Below are 22,239 nucleotides of genomic sequence, written 5' to 3' on the forward strand. Positions count from 1 at the left end.
GCGTGGACGGCTTCGCATGGTTGAGCGTGCTGTGGCTGGCGCCGGTGATCGGGGCCGGTGCCGTCGCCTGCGTGCCCGCGAGTGCTCGCGCCGCCGCCCGCTGGGTGGCGTTCGCTGCGTCGCTGGTGACGCTCGCCGTCGCGGTGGTGGTGGCCGTTCGGTTCGACCCCGGCGGCGAACGCTTCCAGTTCGTCGAATCCCATTCCTGGATACCCGCGTTCGGCACCCGCTACGAGCTCGGCGTGGACGGCGTCGCGCTCGTGCTGGTGCTGCTGACCGCGGTCCTGGTGCCGGTGTTGCTGCTGGCCGGCTGGCGGGACGGCGATCGGGCCGCGGGGCGGCGTCCTGTGCACGCGTACGTCTCGCTCGTGCTGATCGTCGAGGCGATGGTGCTGATGTCGTTCCTCTCCCTCGACATCCTGCTGTTCTACGTGTTCTTCGAGGCGATGCTGATCCCGATGTACTTCCTCATCGGCAGCTTCGGCGACACACGCGGCCCGCGCGCGGCCGTGAAGTTCCTGCTGTACAACCTGTTCGGTGGCCTGATCATGCTGGCCGCGGTGATCGGTCTCTACGCCGTCACCGCGGGCGGTGCGAGTCCCTTCGAGTCCGGCACCTTCGACTTCCGTGCGATCGCGGGCGCGATCTCCTCCGGTGAGCTGACGATCGACGCGCCCGTCGCGAACGCACTGTTCCTCGGCTTCATGTTCGCGTTCGCCGTGAAGGCGCCGCTCTGGCCGCTGCACACCTGGCTCCCTGACGCCGCCGTCCACTCCACCCCCGCGACGGCCGTGCTGATGATGGCCGTGGTGGACAAGGTCGGCACCTTCGGCATGCTGCGGTACTGCGTCGAACTGTTCCCGGATGCCACCCGGACGTTCGCGCCGCTGATCATCACCCTCGCCGTCGTCGGCATCGTCTACGGGGCGCTCGTCGCGATCGGGCAGACCGACATCATGCGGCTGATCGCGTACACGTCGATCTCCCACTTCGGGTTCATCGTGCTCGGCATCTTCGCGCTCACCAGTCAGGCCCAGGGCGGTTCGGCGCTCTACATGGTCAACCACGGCCTGTCCACGGCGGCGCTGATGCTGATCGCCGGATTCCTGATCGCCCGCAAGGGTTCCCGCGCGATCGCGGACTACGGCGGTGTGCAGTCGACCGCCCCGGTCCTGGCTGGCACGTTCCTCGTTGCCGGACTCGCGACCCTGTCGCTTCCCGGTCTCGCACCGTTCGTCAGCGAGTTCCTCGTCCTCATCGGCACCTTCACCCGGTACCCGGTTGCCGCGATCGTGGCGACCACGGCCCTGGTGCTGTCGGCGGTGTACGTGCTGTGGCTGTACCAGCGGGTGATGACCGGCCCCGCCCGGGAAGGGGTACGTGACCTCGGCCGTCGCGAGCTCGCGGTGGTCGCGCCGCTGATCGCACTGCTGTTGTTCCTCGGTGTGTACCCGAAGCCGGCGCTGGACGCGATCACCCCTGCGGTCGACGCGACGCTCACCGCGATCCACGAGGAGGATCCGCCGCCGACCGTCCCGGTATTCGAAGCGGAACAGGGAGGTGGGCACAGGTGAGCACGCACTGGGATCCGGTCACCGTCGTCGCGCAGTCGCCGTTGCCGGCGCCCGACATCGAGTACAGCCTGCTCATGCCGATGCTGCTGGTGTTCGGGGTCGCCGTTGCCGGGGTGATCGTCGAGGCGTTCGCGCCGGCCCGCGCCCGCTACGGCAGCCACCTGGTGTTGTCGATCGGTGGGCTGGTCGCCGCATTCGTCGCTGTCCTGACGCTGCGCGACACCCGGGGGACGGCGGTGGCGGGGGCCGTGGTGATCGACGGGCCGACACTCTTCCTGCAGGGCTCGATCCTCCTGGTCTCCCTGCTGTCGGTGCTGCTGATCGCCGAGCGCCGCGTCGATCGGGTCACCGCTCGGGCCGTCACCGCGGACGCGTTCACCCCCCAGGCGTCGGTGCTGCCCGGAAGCGTCGCCGAGAAGGAGGCGATCGCCGCCGGGGTGACGCGGACCGAGGTGTTCCCGCTCGCCCTGTTCGCGGTCGGCGGGATGCTGCTGTTTCCCGCGTCGGGCGATCTGCTGACGATGTTCGTCGCCCTGGAGGTGCTGTCCCTGCCGCTCTACCTGCTGTGCGGGCTGGCCCGCCGTCAGCGGGTGCTGTCACAGGAGGCGGCGCTCAAGTACTTCCTGCTCGGCGCCTTCTCCTCGGCGTTCTTCCTGTTCGGTGTCGCCTTCCTGTACGGCGAGGCGGGCACTGTTCGGCTCTCGGGCATCGCGGAGGCGACCGCCGCGGGCGGCACCACCTTCGCACTGATCGGGACCGGGTTGCTCGCGGTGGGCCTGCTGTTCAAGGTCGGCGCCGTTCCGTTCCACAGCTGGGTGCCCGACGTCTACCAGGGTGCGCCCACCCCGATCACGGCGTTCATGGCCGCCGCGACGAAGATCGCGGCGTTCGGCGCGATGCTCCGGATCTTCTACGTCGCGGTGCCCGGACTGCGGGACGACTGGCGTCCGCTGCTGTGGGCGGTGGCGATCCTGACGATGGCGGTCGGTTCGGTGCTCGCGGTGACGCAGACCGACGTCAAGCGGATGCTCGCGTATTCGTCTGTCGCGCACGCGGGTTTCATCCTCGTCGGCGTGGTCGCGGCGGATCGGGCGGGCCTGTCGTCGACGCTGTTCTATCTCGTCACGTACGGGCTCGGGACGGTCGCGGCGTTCGCGATCGTCGGGCTGGTGCGTGGTCCGGCCGGGGAGGCGACCCACCTGTCGCGCTGGGCCGGGTTGGGTCGTCGGTCGCCGCTGGTCGCGGGGACCTTCGCGCTGCTGCTGCTGTCGTTCGCCGGTATCCCACTGACGGCGGGGTTCGTGGGGAAGTTCGCCGTCTTCTCGGCGGCGGCGGGCACGGGTGCCTGGCCACTGGTCCTCGTCGGTGTGGTGTCCAGCGCGATCGCGGCCTTCTTCTACGTGCGGGTGATCGTGCTGATGTTCTTCACCGATCCGCCTGAGGACGCACCGGATGTGGTCACGCCGAGCCCGTTGACCGTCGTGGCCGTCGCGGCCGGTGCCGGCCTGACGGTTCTGTTCGGCATCTTCCCGCAGCCGCTTCTCGACCTGGCGGATCGGGCAGCCGTGTTCCTGTGACGGAAAATGCTGTTTCGCAGTCTGTTTCGTGGTTCATCGCGTAACCGTGCCGAGCCACCCGCTCTTGTTACCGGCAAGTAGGTTTGTCCGATCACACCTGACCACACTCGGGTCGCCCGGCTCAACTCGTTCGTCGGAATTGTGATCCGATTCATACGGGGTCGCCGCGGTGGATCACTTGCGATGCAACATGATTCAAAGGTCAACGAACGGATCCGGTGGCGATCGGTGCCTCGAATCGACCGATTCGCGTGGTGAATCGCCTGGCAGTCGCGACGGAGCCGGGGCGTGGCCGCATCTCGGGCCGTACCCGCCGACCGACATTCGCGCTGGCCGGAGCCGGTGACGGCACGTGCCGCCCGCGCCCGGGACGCACCTGACAATCGCCGTTGTACGCCGTCGGCGCCCGATTTCGCTGCTACATTCCCTGGGACGCAGGAGCGATCTCGACGCCACGCCGCGAACCGGGGCGTAGCCGTCCGCCCTGTCGAGATCGGTACGAACTGTTCTTGGTGACCATCCGATTCCGCTGCCCGGGATCCCGCCCGACGGGCGTGTTCCGGCGTCGCACGGGACCGACCGGAGGAACTGCAGTGATTCACTCACGATTCGAGGCGATCGGTGCCTACCTGCCGAGCGCCGTCCAGACCACCGACGAGCTGATCGGCCGCCTCGCCGAGCCGCCGTCGTTCGACTTCGAGGCCGTGACCGGCGTCCGGGAGCGGCGGGTGCGCTCGACCTCCCCCGACGACTTCGAGGACTCCTTCGCACTCGCGTCGAAGGCGGCGCGGGACTGCCTGTCGCGGTCGCGCTACGCGGCAAGCGACCTCGACGTGATCATCTCCGTGTCGATCACCCGAAGCAGGGACCAGTCCAAGATCTACTTCGAACCGTCGTTCGCGGCGATGCTGGCGAAGGAACTCGGCGCCCGCCGGGCGATCCACTTCGACCTCTCCAACGCCTGCGCCGGGATGCTCACCGGCACATACATCCTCGACCGGATGATCCGCGCCGGCACGGTCCGCAACGGCATGGTCGTCAGCGGCGAGGCGATCACCCCGATCGCCGAGACAGCGGTCGAGGAGATCGTCGGCGGGTACAACCCCCAGTTCGCGTCCCTCTCCGTCGGCGATTCGGGGACCGCTGTCGTGCTCGACCGCTCCGAGGACGACGGCGACCGCATCCACTACGTCGAACTGATGACCGCGTCCGAATACGCCGATGCCTGTCTCGGGATGCCGTCGGACCGGACCCAGGGTGTCGCGCTGTACACGGACAACCGGCGCATGCACAACGAGAGCCGGTTCCTGCTGTGGACGGACACGCAGCGCAATCACCTCGCCGCCCAGGGCCGGACGTTCGCCGACGAGGAGTTCGACTTCGTCATCCACCACCAGTTCGGCGCCTCGGCGATCACGGCGATGAACGCGCTCGGTGAACGGGAGTTCGGCACGCCGATGCCCGAGTCGCCCGGCGTCGTCGACAAGTACGGAAATACCTCGACGACAAGTCATTTCGTCGTACTGCACGACCAACTGAGCCAGCAGAGGATGCCGGCCGGATCGAAGGTTCTGATGGTTCCCGCGGCGTCCGGCATCGTCACCGGCTTCCTGTCCACCACCATCTCGTCCCTGGAGGTCTGACCGTGGGTGTCGTCATCGCCGCAACAGGTGCCGTTCGCGGGACCGGGAACACCAGCGCCGTCGAGGGGGCGGCCCGCGCCGCCCGGGACGCGCTCGCGAGCGCAGGCGTCGCTCCCGAGACCGTCGGGGTGCTCGTCAACGCCGGGATCTACCGGGACTCGAACATGGTCGAGCCCGCGATGGGCGCGCTGATCCAGAAGGCCGCGGGAATCGGCCTCGAGTACAGCGAGAACGATCCGCGGTCGTTCTCCTTCGACCTGATGAACGGGGCCTGCGGGGTGCTCAACGCCGTCCAGGTCGCCTCCGCGATCCTGGTCACCGGCAGCACCGGCCGCGTCCTCGTCGTCTCGGGAGACACCCACCCCTCCCTCACCGGAACCGATGCCACCGAGGACTTTCCCTACGCCACCGCCTCCGGTGCGCTGCTGCTCGAACACGCCGACGGACCGGCCGGATTCGGACCCGTCCACACAGAACTGGCGGACGGCCCGGTCGCGGTCGAGGGCTTCGTCGACACCGCGACGATGGGCACCACCGGCCGATCCGCGATGACGGTTGTCAGGGCCGACGACGCCGAGCGCCGCATCGTGGACGTGGCCGTGACGGTCGGTGCCCGTGCACTCGCGGACGGGGTGGACCCACTCACCACTGTGCTCATCTCGTCGCGGCCGACACCGGGCTTCGCCGCCGCGCTGTCCGCGAAGCTCGGTATCCCTCTTGTCTCCGGCGTCGAGGACACCGCCGACGTCCACACCGCGACGATCCCCCTCGACTACCACCGCGCGATCGAAGCGGGCCGTCTGAGTGGTGCGCGGACCGTGCTCATGGTGGCGGCCGGTGCCGGACCGAGCGCGGCGGCCTGCCTGTACCACCTCCCCGAACCGAACACCCGATGAGCACGCCCGTGGATACCAGGTGGTTCGACGGCGTCCGCGACCACGCCCGCCGCCGGCCCACCGCTCCCGCGGTCAGCCATGCGGGACCGGCCGCGGACGGATCACTTCCCGACTACACCGATCTCTCTTTCGCGGAACTGTCGGAGTGGTCCGACGTCCTGGCCCGGAGGTTCGCCGAGTCCGGGATCGGCCGCGGGGACCGCACGATCGTCCTGATCAACCCCGGCCCGGAGCTGTACGCGGTGCTGTTTGCACTGTTCAAGGCCGGCGCGATCCCCGTGGTGATCGACCCGGGCATGGGCGTGCGGCCGATGTTGCGGTGCCTGTCCGCGGTGGACCCGCAGGCTTTCGTCGGCATCCCCCAGGCGCACGTGCTGCGGGTGCTGTTCCGCCGGGCGTTCCGCGGTGTGCGGGTGCCGGTCACCGTCGGGCGCCGATGGTTCTGGGGTGGGCGCACGCTCGCCGAGTTCGGCCGGGGAGACGCGGAGCGGGTCTCGCACCCCACACCGGATCCCCGGCCGGTGGACCCTGCGGCCCCGGCGATGATCGCGTTCACCACCGGGTCCACCGGACCGGCGAAGGCGGTCGAACTCACGCACGGGAACCTCGCGGCGATGCTCGACCGGACGCAGGCGCTGACGGGCACGACCGACCGTGAGACGGCGCTGGTCACCCTGCCCGTGTTCGGTGTGCTGTACCTGCTCCTCGGCACCCGAATCGTGTTGCCACCACTCATTCCGAGCCGCGTCGGATCCACGGATCCCGCCCACGTGGTCGACGCCGTCACCCGTTTCGGGGTGCGGACGCTGTTCGCGTCCCCGGCGGTGCTCGCACCGCTCCTCGCGTACTGCCGGGATCGGGCGGTGGAACTGCCCACGGTCCGCGCCGTGTTCTCCGGTGGCGCCCCCGTGCCGAACACCGTGATCGTCGGACTCCGCGAGATCCTGCCCGCGGATGCCGAGGTGCACGCCGGATACGGTGCGACCGAATCCATTCCGATGTCGTCGATCGAGTCCCGGGAACTCGCTGCCGGGCCGGCGCAGCGGACGGGCGAGGGAGTGGGCACGTGCATCGGACGCCCGGCCCCGGGCATCGAGGTCCGGCTCCTCACGATCACCGACGACCCCGTACGGACGTGGGACGGCATGGTGCAACCCGCGGACGGGCTGGGCGAGATCGTCGTGAGCGGGCCGAACGTGAGCAGTCGGTACCACTGGCCGGACGAGGCGAACCTGCTCGGCAAGATCGCCGACGGCGACCGGGTCTGGCATCGGACCGGTGACGTCGGATGGATCGACGAGGAGGACCGGATCTGGTTCTGCGGACGCAAGTCCCAGCGCGTCGAGCTCGGTGATCGGACCCTTCACACGGTGCAGGTCGAGCAGGTCTTCAACACCGTCGACGGTGTGGCGCGGACGGCGCTCGTCGGAGTCGGCGCGCGTCCACGGCAGCGTCCCGTCCTGTGCATCGAACTCGAACCCGGCGCCGATGCCGCGGACGTGCTCGCGCGGCTGCGGGCACACGGCGCCGATCTCGAACTCACCGCCGTGATCGACACGTTCCTGGTGCATCCCGGCTTTCCTGTCGACATCCGGCACAACGCGAAGATCGGCCGAGAACAGCTCTCGGTGTGGGCGGGCAGGCGTCTGGACGGTCGCCGTTCCGCCGGTGGACGATTCGAAAGGTGGCATAGACGATGACGACGGCACTGCGGGCGATACCCGTACTCGGCTGGATCTATGTGGCCTACGGATTGGTCGTTGCGGTCAGGGGCCGCCCGCTGCGGAACCCGGTGGCACGCGGAGCCTGGTGGATCGACGTCTTCCTCAGCGTCGTCGTCCACGCCGCGCAGATCCCCGCAGCCCTCCGCAGGTCGGGTGGGGACCGGTCTCCCGTCGCGACCGCCGCACTGACGATGCTGTTCGGAATGACCTGGTGGAAGACGCAATCCGGCGAGGAGGACGCGGCGTGAAGGTTCTCGTGACCGGGGCCTCCGGATTTCTCGGCGGTCGTCTGGCCAGGCGCCTCGTCGACGACGGTGAGCACGACGTCTCGATTCTCGTGCGTCGCAGCAGCAGCCTCGCCGATCTCGATGACACCTCGGCGATGCGGATCGTGTACGGCGACCTGAACGACCCGGAATCGCTCGCGCTCGCGACCCGCGGCATCGACGTCGTCGTGCACAGCGCCGCCCGGGTGGACGAGCGCGGTGTCCGCGCCCAGTTCGAGCGGGAGAACGTCGAGGCCACCCGGGTGCTGCTGCGAGCGGCCCGGGAGAACGGCGCCCGGAGATTCGTGTTCGTGTCCAGTCCGAGCGCGGTGATGGATCGCGACGGCGGCGACCTGATCGGGATCGACGAGTCGACGCCCTACCCAACCCGGTTCCTCAACCTGTACTCCGAGACGAAAGCCGCTGCGGAGCAGGCCGTCCTGGCCGCGAACGTCGACGACTTCGTCACCTGCGCCCTGCGTCCCCGGGCCATCTGGGGTCCGGGCGACCGGTCGGGGCCGATCGTGAAGCTGCTCGGCCGGGCGCGGTCCGGCCGGTTGCCCAACCTCTCCGGCGGACGTGACGTGTACGCCTCCCTGTGCCACGTCGACAACATCGTCGACGCGTGCGTCAAGGCCGCGGCATCCGACCGGGTGGGTGGGCGTGCCTACTTCGTCGCCGACGCCGAGGTGACGAACATCTGGCCCTACATGGCCGAGGTGACCCGCGACTTCGGATTCGAGATGCCGGACCGCACGCCCGACCTCCGCGTCGTCACCGCGCTCGTCCGGGTCCTCGACCAGGTGTGGAAGATCCCGTATCTCGCGACCCGCTGGTCGCCGCCGCTGTCGATGTACGTCCTCGCGCTGATGTCGCGTTCCGCGACGTTCGACACCTCCGCCGCCGCCAGGGATTTCGACTATCGTCCGGTCGTCGACCGCGACCGCGGGATGGCCGCGTTCCGCGCCTGGGTCGAGGAGCAGGGCGGTCTCGCCGAACTCACTCGCCACCACGCCTGACCTCGCCGACGCCTCCACGAAGGATCCGCCGTGACCTCCATCCTCGATCAGTTCGAACGACCGATCTCGGCCACCGAGCGGCTCTACCTCGCCGGCAGGCCACTCGCGGAGCCCTTCGCGATCCAGCTCGTCGTCGAGGGAGACGGCGTCCTCGACGCGGACCGCCTGTCCGACGCGGTCGGGGCCGCGAGCGCCGCCTGTCCGGGTGCGCGGCTGCGTCGCCGTGGTGTCCGGTGGGTGGACTCGGGGGTGTCGCCCGCCGTCACCGTTCTCGACCGACCCGGCGTCGATCTCGCCGCACCGGACGCCGACCCGGTGCTCACCCGCGGCCTCGCAGGCGACGCCACCGCGGAAGTGGTTCTCCTGCGCGGCCGGGACACGTCGACGGTCGTCTTCCGGGTGTTCCACGGTGTGATGGACGCTCGCGGGCTCGCGTTGTGGGCCGCCGACGTGTTCGGCGTGCTGCGCGGCGAGGAGCCGATCGGCGCACCGGACCCGACGGCGGACCACGACCTCGTCGCCAGGATCGGGGCGAGGGGCAAGCCGACGACGCTGATGCCGACCCGGCGGTCCCCGCTCGGTGCGAGCGGCGGCCCACCGAAGCAGGGGCCGTTCCTGTGGCGCCACCGCAGCGTCCCCGGGGTCGCCGCCGCCTCGGTGGCCCGCATCTCGGCGGTGCTGGCCGATGTCGTCGGGGACCGCATCCGGGTGATGATCCCCGTCGACCTCCGCAGGCACGACCCGGCCCTCCGATCCACCGCCAACCTCGCGCTGCCCCTGTTCCTCGACATCTCCCCCGGTGAACCGTGGTCGAAGGTCCACACGCGCATCCTCGTCCACATGGCCGAGAAGCGGGAACTGGCCGAGATGGACAACGGCGGGCTCGCTCGCCTGCCCGCCTCGGTGGCGAGGACTGTGTTGCGCGGCGCGCACCGGATCGGCGCCCACGCGGACCGGAACATCGTGTCGGCCTTGGTGTCCCACGCCGGTCAGGTGTCGACCCGTGACCTGTCGGTGCCGGGCTTCGCGGTCACCTCGGTGCGAGCGGTACCGGTGCACACCGGGCTGGTTCCGGTCTCGTTCGTCGTCCTCGAATGCGACGGCACCACCGAGATCACCGTGTCCTGCCGGGCGGGCGCTGGTGTCGACGCCCGCCTGGCCGCCGTCCTCGACCGGATCGCGGAGGCATTGACCGCCTCCGGCTCAACGCCGCCGTCGCCGCTCACCGAGCCGACGCCGCTCGTTCCCGCCGCGACGGGCGGACCGGCATCGAGCACGGGGACGGCCGACTCCCGGTTCCGTGACCACGCCTCTGCCACCCCGGAAGCGCCGGCGGTGAGCTCCCCGGACGGCGAGTACTCCTACGCCGAACTCGACCGCCGCGCCGATGCGATCGCAACGGCGCTGCGCGACCGCGGTGTGGACCGCGGTGACGTCGTCGCGATCCTCGCCGGTCGCAGCGTCGCTGCCGTCGCCGCACAACTCGGGGTGCTCCGCGCCGGTGCCGCCTTCCTCGCGCTCGACCCGAAGCATCCGGTGGAGCGCATCACGGGGATCGTCGACGACTCGGGTGCGGCGGTGCTGCTGGCCGAACGGGATCGCGCCGCGGCGGCGCCGTCGTCGGCGGATGTCCTGCTGCTCGACGATCTGCCGACCTCCGCGCCGGAACCGGTGCGTGTCCCGATCACGGGGGACGACATCGCGTACGTCACCTATACGTCCGGGTCGACGGGACGCCCGAAGGGAGTCCGGGTCCCGCACTCCGGCGTGGTGCACTTCGTCGACGGCGTCACCGACTGGTACGGGCTCGGACCGCAGACCCGGTTCGCCCACCACCACACTCCCGCCGCCGACATGGCGTGCGCGGCGTTCTTCTCGCCGCTGCTGACCGGCGGCGCCGTCACCCTCGTCCCGGACGACACCTCGCATCTGTCGCTGCGTCACATGCTGTGCGAATCCGGTGCCAACACCTTCCTTTTCACACCGAGCCTGCTCGACGTCGTGCTCCGGCTGGATCTCGCACCGGGCCCGGTGCGGACCGTCGTCGTCGGTGGCGAGCAGCTCCCGCCGGCCCTCGCGGTCAGGGCCCGGGACTTCTTCGGTCCCGATGTGCGACTGCTGAACAGTTACGGTCCGGCGGAGGTGAGCGTGGTGTGCACGAGCCACGTCGTCGCCGCTGCGCCGGACCCCGCGACCGCGACCGTGCCGATCGGCAGGCCCACCGCGGGCACCGATGCGTACCTGCTCGACGAGGACGGCGTGCCGGTGCCTTCCGGCGAGATCGGCGAGCTGTACTTCACCGGGCCGCAGGTGGCAGCCGGGTATCTGGGCCGCCCGGACCTGACGGCGGAACGGTTCGTCGACCTCACCGGCGGTGTCCGGTCTTACCGGACCGGCGATCTCGCCCGCGTGCTGCCCGATGGCTCGCTCGACTTCGTCGGACGGGTCGACGGGCAGGTCAAGGTGCGGGGAAACCGGGTCGAGCCAGGCGAGGTCCGGGCCGCGCTGGAACGCTGCCCCGGTGTGTCCGCCGCGGCCGTTGTCGGCCGACGCACGGACGCCGGCGGCGTGCTCGAGGCGTACATCGTTGCGAGCGGCGATGGGCGCGATGTCACATCGTGCGCACTGGGTGCACACGATGTGACATCGCGGCCGCAGGTCGACGAAGCGGCGGTGCGCGCGTTCCTGGCCGACCAGCTCCCCTCCTACATGGTGCCGACGCACATTCACCGAGTGGACGAGTTGCCGTTGACGGACAACGGGAAACTCGACGTGTCTCGTCTGCCCAGTGGGGGAACGAGTGGACCCGCGGCGTCCGACAACGCGACGGGAGACGCCGCCCCCGAGACCACCGCCCCCGAGACCGAGGCGGTGGACTCGGATCTCGAACGCATCTCCGCGATCTGGGTGTCGGTGCTGGCCGTCGACCCGTCCTCCGTCGTCCCGTCCTCCGACTTCTTCGCGCTCGGCGGGGATTCCCTGGCGTCACTGGAGATGCTCGCGCAGGTGTCGAAGACGGTGGTGGGCCCGGATGGCGAGGCCGCGTTCGTCGCGCGGCTCGAGGGCTTGGTGCAGCAGATGACGCTGGCCCGGGTCCACGAGGCAGCGGTCGCTGCCCGTGACGGCGTGGACCCGTCGTGATCTTCATCGGCCGCGGGGCGCTGCTGTGGCGCGCGGTACGCAGTGCGCAGGCGGCGGGCCATCCGATCGACCTGGTGTGGACCGACCCGGACGAGACCGTCCCCGACGGGTTTCCGGTGCTGCGGGGACCCGACGTGAACAGCGCATCGGACGACCTGCTCGCCGCGTGTACCGACGACATCGTGTGGTCCGTCAACAATTCGACCATTCTCCGCGCGCCGATCGTCGAATCGGGACTGCGGGTGCTCAACATCCACAACGGGCCGCTGCCCGCCTATCGGGGTCGCCCCGAGATCGCCGTCGTCCGGGCGCTCCTCGCGGGCGAGAGCCGGTACGCCGCAACACTGCACGAGGTCGATCTGGGTGTCGACACCGGTGCGGTCCTGGCCGTCGAGGAGTTCGACATCGGGCCGGAGGACACCTTCCAGGACGTGATGATGGCGGGACTCCGCGCCTGCCACACGGTGTTCGAGCGCTCGCTGCCCGCCGTGGTCGCGGGGAAGCTGACGCCGCTGCCGCCCTCCGGGAACCGGCCGGGCTACCACGGGCTCCGCGACCTCGCCGACATCGCCGCGAACCGTGACGACCCCCGCTACGCGCGGGCGAGCGCACTCGGGGTCTTCGCCCCGCACTATCCGGAACTCGCCGCCGCACTCGCCGGGGAGCCGCGACCGTGACTCGCTGGTCGGGCGTCGTCCTGCGGCGACCCTGGCTCGTCCTGCTGCTCGCCGCGGGCCTGGTCGTCGTCGCGGGAGCCTGGGGTTCCGCGGTCGGCGACCGGCTCGGCACCGGCGGGTACGCGGATCCCGGCAGCGAGTCGATGCAGGTCGAGGAACTGGTCGAACAGCACTTCGGTCGGCAGAGCCCCGACGTCGTCGCCGTGTACACGGCACCTCCGGGAACGAGCCTCGACGACATCGGCCCACGGGTTCAGGCGCAGCTCGACACCCTCGACCCCACGCTGCTGAGCCGTCCCGTCGTCACCCCCTGGAACACGCCCGCGGCCGCGCCCTACCTGCGCTCCGTCGCCGGGGACCGGGCTCTCGCCCTGGTGTTCGCGGCCGGCGACGAGAACCAGCGGCTCGCCTCCTACGCGGCAATCGCCGACGACCTGATCGTGCCGGGCGTACCGACCGAACTGACCGGATTCGCCGCGGTCGCCGACTCGGTGAACACCCGATCCGAACGGGACCTGCTGCGCGCAGAGGCGTTGTCGCTGCCGCTCACCCTGCTCGTCCTGGTACTCGTCTTCGGGGGTCTCGTCGCGGCCGCGCTACCGGTCGCCGTCGGCGTCCTCGCGATCCTCGGTGCGCTCGCCTGCCTCCGGGTCGTGTCCACGTTCGCCGAGGTGAACGTCTTCGCCGTGAACATCGCGACGCTGCTGAGTCTCGGCCTGGCGATCGACTACGGGCTGTTCGTCGTCAGCCGGTACCGGGAGGAACTGGAAGGCGCGGACCCGGCGACCGCCCTGCCCCGCACCCTCGCCACGGCGGGCCGCACCATCGCGTTCTCCGCACTCCTGCTGGTGTGCGCGTTCGCGGGCACACTCGTGTTTCCGCAGGCCTCGCTCCGGTCGCTCGGTTTCGGTGCGATGGCGGCGGTGGCGACGGCGGCGGCGATGTCGCTCACGGTGCTGCCCGCCGCGCTCGCCCTGCTCGGTCACCGGATCGGTGCGGGCAGCTGGCGCCGGGACGCCTTCGGGCGGGGACAGGCGCGCGCAGCGAGATTCTGGGACCGGGTGACCCGGCTCGTCCTGGCCCGGCGTGTGCTGGTCGCCACCTCCATCACCGCGGTGCTGCTGGTCCTGGCCGTTCCCGTCCTCGGCGTGAAGCTCACCGACATCGACCACACCGCGCTGCCCGCTGGGGATCCGGCCCGGGTGGCGGTCGAGCGGGTTGCCGCGGAGTTCCCGGCCGCGGGCAGCGGCGTGGTCGTGGTGGCCCGGGGGACGGACGGCCGCGCACCCGCAGCGATTGCCGTCGAGGGACTGCGGCGCGAGATCGCCGAGGTCGACGACGTGGCAGCCGTCGTGGTGGCCGGAACGCGCGACGACGTCACTCTCCTGAGGGCACAACTGTCGGTGCCCGACCGGTCGCAGCCCGCGATGGCGGTGCTCGACCGTATTCGCGCGATCGACGCGCCGGACGGGGTGGACGTACTGCTCGGCGGTGAGAGTGCCGTCACCGCCGACGGCGTCGACGCGATCGTGGACCGGTTCCCGCTGATGGTCGCGATCATGGCGCTGGCGACATTCGTGCTGCTGCTGATCGCGTTCGGGTCGGTGCTCCTGCCGGTCAAGGCCGTGCTCGTCGCGGCCCTGAGCCTCGGGGCGACCTTCGGCATCCTCACCTGGGTGTTCCAGGACGGGCACCTGGCCGGGGCGCTCGGTGTGAGCACGGGGCCCCTGGCCGCAGGCATGGCCGTCCTGGTGGTGGCGGTGGTGTTCGGACTGTCCACGGACTACGAGGTCTTCCTCATCTCGCGGATGGTCGAGGAACACCGTCGGGGCGGCGACACCGACGCCGCGGTTCTGGCCGGCGCCGTGCACACCGGTCGGGTGGTGACGGCGGCCGCAGCGCTGCTGATCCTGGTGACCGGCGCGTTCACGCTGTCGTCGCTGACACCCATGCGGTTCCTCGGCATCGGCATGATCGTCGCGCTCGTGATCGATGCGACCCTGGTCCGGATGCTGCTCGTTCCCGCGCTGGTTGCGCTGATGGGCCGCGCCAACTGGTGGCCCTGGGCAGGCCGCACCGCCGGACCTCTGCGTCCGTCCGGTGCCGTGGAGGTTCGGACCCGTTCGTGACCTTCCCGAGACGCCACAGGGGTGTTGTGCTTGCGTACTCAAGCCCGGAGGGCGCCGAAACACCGCACGTGGCTGTGATCTGACTCACAATCACGTAACGGTAACGCGATCGTTCGCGATGCTTACATTCCGGTCTCGACCAGCGAGAATCAAGTGTACGAAAGTCGAGAGCTGGACGGCCGACACAGAACGCGACACCGAAAGTGCCTGGTTTCCAACGCTGCTCACCCTCCGTACTGTCGGTGACGGCTCGGAGACATTGCGAGCCACGGCTCGGGAAGATTGCGAGCCACGGGCTCGAGCAGATCACGAGCCACCGCCGGACCGACACCGAGACTGCCCCCGGATCCGGCCCCGAGAACGAAAACCCCAGGGGCAGCGTCGAGGCCATCGCGACCAGTTCGCGTGCCGACCCCCACACCAGTGCACGGCCTCGACTGCGGCCAGCGAAAGGAACACATCTCGATGACCACCACCCGTACCTCCACCACCACCGCCACCACGAAGACCAAGAAGGCCCTCGGCTGGGCGGCAGTGACGGGCGCGCTCGTCGCCGTCCCGATGGGCCTGGCCACCGGCACCGCCAGCGCGGCCGGCCACAACTGGGACGCGGTCGCGCAGTGCGAGAGCGGCGGAAACTGGTCCACCAACACCGGAAACGGCTACGGCGGCGGGCTGCAGTTCACCGACAGCACCTGGGCCGCCTACGGCGGCACCGGATCCCCCGAGAACGCTTCCCGCGCAGAGCAGATCGTCGTCGCCGAGGCCGTCCTCGCCGGCCAGGGTCCGGGCGCATGGCCGGTGTGCGGCCAGTACCTCTGAGCCACAACCTGATCGGGTTCCACCCGGACACCTGACGCACAACGATCGCGGCCGCCGCACCCAGCAGGGTGTGGCGGCCGCGATCGTTGTGTTTCGGCGCGTGGTCAGGGCACCCGGGACACCGCCGTCGACAGTGCATCGGCCACCCGCTCGGATCCCCACGGGAGGGAGATCGGCGACGGGAAGCCCAGTGCGTTGGGCACTCCCGCATTGCGGGCGATCGACACGATCGAGCCGCGCTGCACCATCGGCATGTTGCCCCACTGGGGATTGCCACGCATGTACTCGATGTCGCCGGCAGGGGAGATCACCACGGCCACATCGGTGTCCAGGTTCCCGACGAGTTCGTAGCTCACCACGCCGCGCCCGTCGGCGTCGGTGGGCACAGTCCGGGCCCAGTCGGACAACTGGAAACCGAGATCCTTCATCACCATGCCGATGCCGCGATCCTCACCGGAGAGGATGTACAGCTGGCCGGCCAGATCGCCGATCACCGCGTTGAAGCGCACCCCCGCGAACTCGGGGTGAGCGCTGCGGACCTCCGCCACGGCGGACTCCGCCTCCTCGATCGCGTTCTCCGCCTCGGCTTCACGGCCCAGTGCCTTGCCGATCTTGCGCGTCGAGTCCTGCCACGGTTCGACGTTCGCCTGCTGATCGAAGTGCGCGATCGGGGCGACGGCCGAGAGCTGCCGGTACATCTCCTCGTTGAGGTTCCACTGGCCGGTGGCGACGATGACGTCGGGTTCCAGGGCGACGATGTGCTCCAGGTAGCCCTGCGCGTCGCCTTCGAACAGGAGGGTCGGAATCTCCTTGTCCCCCACGGACGTCAGAGCCTCGATTCCCCCGCCGGGGTCGGGCGGCAAAACCTCGTAGCCCATCTCGGTCAGTGCGTCCGCCTGCCAGGGCCACACGCCCGTGCCGTTCGTGGCGACGAGAGTGTTGGTGTCGGACGGCAGCGCGATCGGCGCGACACCGGTCGCGATGACCATGTCCGCGTCCTGCGGCGACAGCGGCAGCACCCGATCGGCGCCCGCCGGAATCTGCGCGTCACCGAACTTGCCGCTGACGGTGACGGTTTCGCCGTCGGAGGAGGCGAGCGAGTCCCCGCCGCACGCGGTCAGGACGAGTGCTGCGACCGCGGTGAATCCGACGGCCAGTACGCGCCTCACGCCGGGTGCCCGTTCGGTCCGCCCGGGTTGCCGGGCACCGTGCAGCTGACCATGGCGCGGTACGCCATGAAGCAGAGACTGTCGTTGCTGAGCTTCCACTGGCCGTCGATCCAGTACCACTTGAGCGTGGCGCGGCCGGGGGTGCCGCCCATGAGGGAGGTCGTCAGCTGGGCGCGGGCGACGTCGCCGTCCACGGTGACCGGACCCTCGAGGTTCCACTTGTAGACCGCGGAGGCGAGGTTCAGTGCATTGCCGACGGAGCGCACCGTGGGTACGCCCGCCGCCCCGCCCTCGAGGCCGGAGGCGAGATCGGCATCGCTGGTGCCCGCGGCGAGACCCTGCACGAGCAACCCGTTGAGGGTCGAGAGTTCGGGCGTCGTCGGACCCGCTGGCGCCGGGGCCGCGGGCGCTGCCGCGGCGGGGGCCGCCGCGACGGGAGCCGCAGCGGGTGCTGCGGCGGCTGCCGGGGCCGCCGCGGGTGCACCAGCCCCTGCGGGCGCCGCCGGCGCCGGTGCCGGTGCCGCCTGCGGTTCGAGCACGCTGACGCCGCTGTCGGCCGCACGGGCGGACAGGCCGGGCGGGGTCTCCATGGTCACCACGACCTGCTGCTCCTCGTTCCCGAGGTGCATGCCGAGCAGGACCAGGCCCGGGATCGCGGCACCGACGACGACGGCCGCGCACGTCGACACCAGCACCGTCGGCCAGTGGATGCCACGCCGAACGGGCGCGTCCGTCCGGTAGGTGCCGTTGTCGTGGCCCGGACCGTCGACGGCTGGGTCGTCGAATCCGGGATCGTCGTAACCCGTGGGAGCGCTCATCGCGTCGTGCCAGTCATGCGTACTTCGTCTTCCTGTGGTGACCGCGCCCTACGCAGCGGCAACTATCGTTAGGCTAAGCTAACACCACGGAGTGGAAGTCGAGTTCACGGGTCGATCCTCCCGGGTACTCACTCCCTACGCGGGATCGGAGACGTCGACCGCGCCCTCGCCGAGGGTGGACGCGAGCGCGCGCCGCTGTTCTTTCCGGTACGCGCGAGAGACCGCGCTGCCGGTCTCGATCAGATCGAAGCCGTGGTACGCGCCCGGCACGACGTGCAGCGTCGTCGGGACACCCGCCGCGGTGAGCCGTGCCGCATAGGCGACGTCCTCGTCGTGGAACAGGTCGTGGCTGCCGACCCCGATCCAGGTCGGCGGCAGACCGCTCAGGTCCTCGTACCGGGCGGGCGCGGCCAGTGGCGGAACCTCGCCCGTGGCTTTCCCGAGATACGACCGCCACCCGAATCGATTGCTCGACGGGCTCCACACCCGGAGGCGGCGCGGGTCGACGTCGGTGCGGTCGCAGGTGCGGTCGTCGAGCATCGGGTAGGACAGCAACTGCATCGCAGGAGCGATCTCTCCGCGCTCGCGTGCCAGCAACGTCAGCGCGGCCGCCAGGTTCCCGCCCGCGCTCTCACCCATGATCGCGATCCGGGTGGCGTCCACATCGGGTTGCGCGGCAAGCCAACTCAACCCGCGGTAGCAGTCCTCGAGCGGGGTCGGGAAGGGATGCCTCGGCGCCAGGCGGTATTCGACCGACGCCGCCACCATGCCGAGTTCGGATGCGAGTCGCCGACACAGGCCGTCGCCCATGGCGGCACTGCCGATGACGAAGCCGCCGCCGTGGATGAACAGGACGGCGGGCGCCGCGCCGCGCGCGCCCGCCGGTCGGAACACCCGCACGGTGACGTCGGGGTCGACGTGGACGATCTCCCCGCCGGCCGGGCCCTTGCGGGCGGGCAGCGCCGTCAGCCGGCGGATCGGCCCCGCGGTGTGCCTCGTGACGAGACTGCGCGGCAGGAACCGTGCCAACCGCAGATCCGGATCGAACTCACGCACCGGCGCCCCTTTCCTCAGGTGGTCCGGAGCTTAGGTCACGTTCCGGCCGCCGGGCGGTGAACTACGGAAGCATCGACCCCGTCGTGTTGAACCGCTCGTGGAACGAGAACGCCTCACCGAGCAGGTGCGGGGTGTGGCCCGCACCGGGCTCGGCCTCGGCCCGTGACAGGTAGTCGTGCAGCAGCGGCCGGAACTCGGGGTGGGCGCAGCGGTCGACGACGACCCGTGCCCGCTTCCGGGGGGACAGCCCGCGCAGGTCGGCCAGCCCCTGCTCGGTGACCAGAACCTGCACGTCGTGTTCGGTGTGGTCGACGTGCGGCACCATCGGGACGATCGACGAGATCGCGCCGCCCTTCGCGGTGGACGGGCTCAGGAACATCGACAGGTAGCCGTTGCGGGCGAAGTCGCCGGAGCCGCCGATACCGTTCATGATCTTCGTGCCCATCACGTGTGTGGAGTTCACGTTGCCGTAGACGTCGGCCTCCAGCATGCCGTTCATCGCGATGATGCCGAGTCGGCGCACCACCTCGGGATGGTTGCTGATCTCCTGCGGGCGCAGCGTGATGTGCTTGCGGTAGAAGTCGATGTTCTCGGTCAGTTCCGCCAGGCCCTTCGCGGACAACGCGAGCGACGTCGCCGACGCGTGCGCCACCGCGCCGTCCTTGATCAGCCGCAGCATCGAGTCCTGGATGACCTCCGAATAGCAGGTCAGATCCTTGTAACCCCCGCGGTCGAGGCCGCCGAGGACGGCATTGGCGACGTTGCCGATACCTGCCTGCAGCGGGAGGAGCGAGCCTGCGGGCAGTCGCCCGGCCGTCACCTCGTGAGCGAAGAAGTCGAGGACGTGCCCGGCGATCGCCAGGCTCACCTCGTCCGGTTCGGTCAGTTCGCTGGCGCTGTCGGCGGCGTTCGTCTCGACGACCGCGACGACCTTCGACGGGTCGACCCGGAAGGTGGGCTGCCCGATCCGGTCGGCGACGCGGGTGATCTCCAGCGGCCTGCGGTGTGGGGGCAGGGCGGTGCCGTAGTAGACGTCGTGCATGCCGGTCATCGCCTCGGGCACCCACGAGTTCACCTCGAGGACGATCCGGTCCGCGACGTCGAGCCAGGTCTTGTTGTTGCCGATGGAGGCGGACGGGATCAGTTCGCCGGTATCCGTGATCCCGGAGACCTCGACGATCGCGACGTCGACCTTCCCGTAGTAGCCCTCCCACACCTGCTGCGCGACGTGGGAGAGGTGGATGTCGACGTAGTCCATCCGGCCCTCGTTGATCCGGCGGCGTGCGGTCGGCTCCGACTGGTACGGCATGCGGAGTGCGATTCCGTCGACCTCGGCGAGGACCCGTTCGGTCTCCGCCGACACGGATGCGCCGGTGAGCAGGTTGATCGTGAAGTTTCCACCCGCGGCGCGCGCGCCGCGGATCCGGTCGGCGAGCGCGGGGATCACGGACTTCGGGGTCCCCGCGGATGCGAACCCGCTGATCGCGACGGTGTCGCCGGGGTTGATCGCCGCTGCCGCGTCGGCGGCCGTGGTGACTTTCGCGGCGAACTGGCGGTTGTGGATCCGGCTCACTGTCTGCTCGTTCCCGTTCAATCGATTCATTAGCGGAGTTAATGATATCGGTCACGTGAATGCGGCTCGTCGACGACCGTATCGGTTCGAACGGCGCGTGGTCGGGCACAATGCGGGCTACCGAGGCCATCGCCCCGGGATCCGTGACGGCCGGAGGTGTCGGGTGAGCGCTCCCAGCGGTACCCCAGAACTGGAGCTCTTCGTCGGAACGTGGGTCGGCGGGGGAGCAGGGCACTACCCGACGATCGACGACTTCGAGTACGAGGAGGAGGTCGAGTTCACCGCCCTCCCCGGGAAGCCGTTCCTCGCATACCGGTCGCGTACCTGGTCGCCGGGTCGGGAACGTCCACTGCACACCGAGAACGGGTACCTGCGTCCGACCGGCGGCGGGGTCGTCGAACTGCTCGTCAGCCAGCCGACCGGGTTCGTCGAGATCCAGCGGGGCGCGCTGACCGACGGCGTCCTCGACCTCACCCTGCACTCGCTGGCCGCGTCCCCCGACGCAAAGCCCGTCCACGACCTGCGCCGCCGCTACGTCGTCGAGGGTGACGTGCTCTCCTACGACGTCTGGATGGCGCACGCGGAGACGCCGCTCACCCACCACCTGAAGGCAGAGCTGCACCGAGCCTGAGCTTCCCCTGCGTCCCACCCGGCGGGAAGCTGGGGCTGTGCGATACCGGTTTCACGTGAACCATCGGTCGGGCGGCGATACCGTCGCGACGACCCAGATCACGACATCGCAGCAGGGAGACCCATGGGTACCTACGTTCTGACCGGATCCGCATCGGGCATCGGCGCCGCCACCAAGGCACGTCTCGAGGCGGACGGACACCGCGTGATCGGGGTCGACATCCGGGACGCCGACGTGATCGCCGACCTGCGGACCCCGCAGGGACGGGCCCAGGCCGTGGCCGCGGTGACCGAGCTGGCAGGCGACTCCCTCGACGGGTTCGTGCCGTTCGCCGGGCTCGCCCCGGCCGCGGGACGTCCCTCCGCCGACATCATCGAGCTCAACTACTTCGGCGCCGTCGACCTGCTCGAGGGTCTGCGTCCCCTGCTCGCCGCAGGCGACGGGGCATCGGTCGTGCTGATCAGCTCGAACTCGACGACCACCTCGCCGGGCTGGCCCGTCGAGGCCGCCGAGGCGTGCCTCGCCGGTGACGGGCGGAAGGCTGCCGAGATCACGTCGGAGTTCGGGGACCTGGCCTCCGTGCACGCGTACCCGGTCAGCAAGGCGGCCGTCGCCTGGTACGCCCGCACGAAGTCCGCCGAGTACATCCGCGACGGCATCCGGCTCAACGCCGTCGCCCCCGGAATCATCGAGACCCCGATGACGGTCGTCGGCCGTGAGGACCCGCTGGTCGGCGAGGCGATGAAGGGCTTCGTCGGGGCGGTTCCGGCCGGGCGCGGAGGCAGGCCCGAGGAGGTCGCCGCGATGGTCGCGTTCCTGCTCGGCCCCGAATCGACCTATGTCGTCGGTTCCGTGCTGTTCGTGGACGGTGGCATCGACGCGGCGTTCCGCGGCAAGGACTGGCCGGCGGTGTGGCAGGTGGGCTGATCGAGCGGGTGCGATGAGTTTTCGTGACCGTGTCGGTCTGTACATCCGACACCCTCGCACTGAGGATGGAATCGAGATGTACGCACGGAAACGGAGCCCACGATGTCCCGCATGATGTTCGCCAACCTGCCGGTCGCCGATGTCGCCGCAACGCGGAAGTTCTTCGACGGGCTCGGATTCGAGTTCAACGACCAGTTCTGCGACGAGCAGACGGCATGCATGGTGATCAACGAGCAGACGCTGGTGATGCTGCTGGAGACCGCGCGGTTCCAGGACTTCATCGCCGACGAGATCTGTGACACCGCGAAGGCCCGCGAGGTTCTGCTCTGCGTGTCCGCGGAGAGCCGGGACGAAGTGGACAGCCTCGTCGACACCGCGATCGCCGCGGGTGGCACGACATGGATGGAACCGCAGGACCACGGTTACATGTACGGCCGCGCGTTCCGTGACCTGGACGGGCACGTCTGGGAGGTCACGTGGATGGATCCGGCGGCCACCGGCCAGGCCTGACCGACTCGGGTCGGCCGCGGCCGCGGCCGACCGATCCGGTAGAGGCGCACTTCGTCGCCGCCGTCGGGGAACTGACGGCGGCGACGT

The 22,239-nt window shown here is 70.1% G+C and carries 17 protein-coding genes and 1 pseudogene; 14 read left to right on the forward strand and 4 right to left on the reverse strand.

Features of this window, described 5'->3' with window-relative positions; all coding sequences use genetic code 11:
* Positions 1-2 precede the first annotated feature (2 nt).
* The 11 genes and pseudogenes from ACFSJG_RS10150 to ACFSJG_RS10200 form a co-directional block, all read left to right on the forward strand.
* Positions 3-1,574 carry an NADH-quinone oxidoreductase subunit M gene (locus ACFSJG_RS10150; RefSeq protein WP_378485075.1) on the forward strand — a complete coding sequence of 524 codons (1,572 nt, stop codon included), beginning with the start codon at positions 3-5 and terminating at the stop codon, positions 1,572-1,574.
* Complete coding sequence (nuoN, locus tag ACFSJG_RS10155) at positions 1,571-3,151, forward strand: NADH-quinone oxidoreductase subunit NuoN (RefSeq protein ID WP_378485076.1); 1,581 nt, start codon at positions 1,571-1,573, stop codon at positions 3,149-3,151. The genes ACFSJG_RS10150 and nuoN overlap by 4 nt, the downstream gene beginning before the upstream one ends.
* Positions 3,152-3,744: 593 nt before the next feature.
* Complete coding sequence (locus tag ACFSJG_RS10160; RefSeq protein ID WP_378485077.1) at positions 3,745-4,794, forward strand: 3-oxoacyl-ACP synthase III family protein; 1,050 nt, start codon at positions 3,745-3,747, stop codon at positions 4,792-4,794.
* A gap of 2 nt (positions 4,795-4,796) precedes the next feature.
* Entirely contained in the window at positions 4,797-5,690 is an 894-nt protein-coding gene (locus ACFSJG_RS10165; RefSeq protein ID WP_378485078.1) for a hypothetical protein, read from the forward strand.
* Between the two features lie 8 nt (positions 5,691-5,698).
* Positions 5,699-7,390, forward strand: a complete 1,692-nt coding sequence (locus ACFSJG_RS10170; RefSeq protein WP_378485079.1) for a fatty acid CoA ligase family protein — start codon at positions 5,699-5,701, stop codon at positions 7,388-7,390.
* Entirely contained in the window at positions 7,387-7,662 is a 276-nt protein-coding gene (locus ACFSJG_RS10175) for a hypothetical protein (RefSeq protein WP_378485080.1), read from the forward strand. The genes ACFSJG_RS10170 and ACFSJG_RS10175 overlap by 4 nt, the downstream gene beginning before the upstream one ends.
* Positions 7,659-8,699, forward strand: a complete 1,041-nt coding sequence (locus tag ACFSJG_RS10180) for an NAD-dependent epimerase/dehydratase family protein (RefSeq protein ID WP_378485081.1) — start codon at positions 7,659-7,661, stop codon at positions 8,697-8,699. The genes ACFSJG_RS10175 and ACFSJG_RS10180 overlap by 4 nt, the downstream gene beginning before the upstream one ends.
* Positions 8,700-8,729: 30 nt before the next feature.
* Positions 8,730-11,840, forward strand: a complete 3,111-nt coding sequence (locus ACFSJG_RS10185; RefSeq protein ID WP_378485082.1) for a non-ribosomal peptide synthetase — start codon at positions 8,730-8,732, stop codon at positions 11,838-11,840.
* On the forward strand, positions 11,837-12,517 hold the full coding sequence (locus ACFSJG_RS10190) for a formyltransferase family protein (RefSeq protein ID WP_378485083.1): 681 nt from the start codon (positions 11,837-11,839) through the stop codon (positions 12,515-12,517). Before ACFSJG_RS10185 ends, ACFSJG_RS10190 begins: the two co-directional genes overlap by 4 nt.
* Positions 12,514-14,646: an MMPL family transporter gene (locus ACFSJG_RS10195; protein WP_378485084.1), complete on the forward strand. Its 2,133-nt coding sequence runs from the start codon at positions 12,514-12,516 to the stop codon at positions 14,644-14,646. Before ACFSJG_RS10190 ends, ACFSJG_RS10195 begins: the two co-directional genes overlap by 4 nt.
* Positions 14,647-15,111: 465 nt before the next feature.
* Positions 15,112-15,465: pseudogene (locus tag ACFSJG_RS10200) on the forward strand (transglycosylase family protein); the annotation flags it as partial.
* A 107-nt stretch (positions 15,466-15,572) separates the two neighbouring features.
* Here the strand turns inward: ACFSJG_RS10200 and ACFSJG_RS10205 are convergent.
* The 4 genes from ACFSJG_RS10205 to ACFSJG_RS10220 all read right to left on the reverse strand — a co-directional run bounded on the left by ACFSJG_RS10205 (position 15,573) and on the right by ACFSJG_RS10220 (position 20,114).
* Entirely contained in the window at positions 15,573-16,637 is a 1,065-nt protein-coding gene (locus ACFSJG_RS10205; protein WP_378485085.1) for an ABC transporter substrate-binding protein, read from the reverse strand.
* Entirely contained in the window at positions 16,634-17,455 is an 822-nt protein-coding gene (locus ACFSJG_RS10210) for an MTB12 C-terminal domain-containing protein (protein WP_378485086.1), read from the reverse strand. The genes ACFSJG_RS10205 and ACFSJG_RS10210 overlap by 4 nt, the downstream gene beginning before the upstream one ends.
* 135 nt (positions 17,456-17,590) lie before the next feature.
* Positions 17,591-18,511, reverse strand: a complete 921-nt coding sequence (locus ACFSJG_RS10215; protein WP_378485087.1) for an alpha/beta hydrolase — start codon at positions 18,509-18,511, stop codon at positions 17,591-17,593.
* Between the two features lie 61 nt (positions 18,512-18,572).
* On the reverse strand, positions 18,573-20,114 hold the full coding sequence (locus ACFSJG_RS10220) for an acetyl-CoA hydrolase/transferase family protein (protein WP_378485088.1): 1,542 nt from the start codon (positions 20,112-20,114) through the stop codon (positions 18,573-18,575).
* 133 nt (positions 20,115-20,247) lie between these two features.
* Here ACFSJG_RS10220 and ACFSJG_RS10225 point away from each other — a divergent pair, with 133 nt between their 5' ends.
* The 3 genes from ACFSJG_RS10225 to ACFSJG_RS10235 all read left to right on the forward strand — a co-directional run bounded on the left by ACFSJG_RS10225 (position 20,248) and on the right by ACFSJG_RS10235 (position 22,152).
* Entirely contained in the window at positions 20,248-20,715 is a 468-nt protein-coding gene (locus ACFSJG_RS10225; protein ID WP_378485089.1) for a heme-binding beta-barrel domain-containing protein, read from the forward strand.
* Positions 20,716-20,838: 123 nt separating this feature from the next.
* Positions 20,839-21,642, forward strand: a complete 804-nt coding sequence (locus ACFSJG_RS10230) for an SDR family oxidoreductase (protein ID WP_378485090.1) — start codon at positions 20,839-20,841, stop codon at positions 21,640-21,642.
* 102 nt (positions 21,643-21,744) lie between these two features.
* Positions 21,745-22,152, forward strand: a complete 408-nt coding sequence (locus tag ACFSJG_RS10235; protein ID WP_378485091.1) for a VOC family protein — start codon at positions 21,745-21,747, stop codon at positions 22,150-22,152.
* Positions 22,153-22,239: the final 87 nt, after the last annotated feature.

The sequence above is a fragment of the Rhodococcus gannanensis genome (assembly GCF_042681175.1).
In the GTDB taxonomy this organism is placed as follows: Bacteria; Actinomycetota; Actinomycetes; order Mycobacteriales; family Mycobacteriaceae; genus Rhodococcus_G; species Rhodococcus_G gannanensis.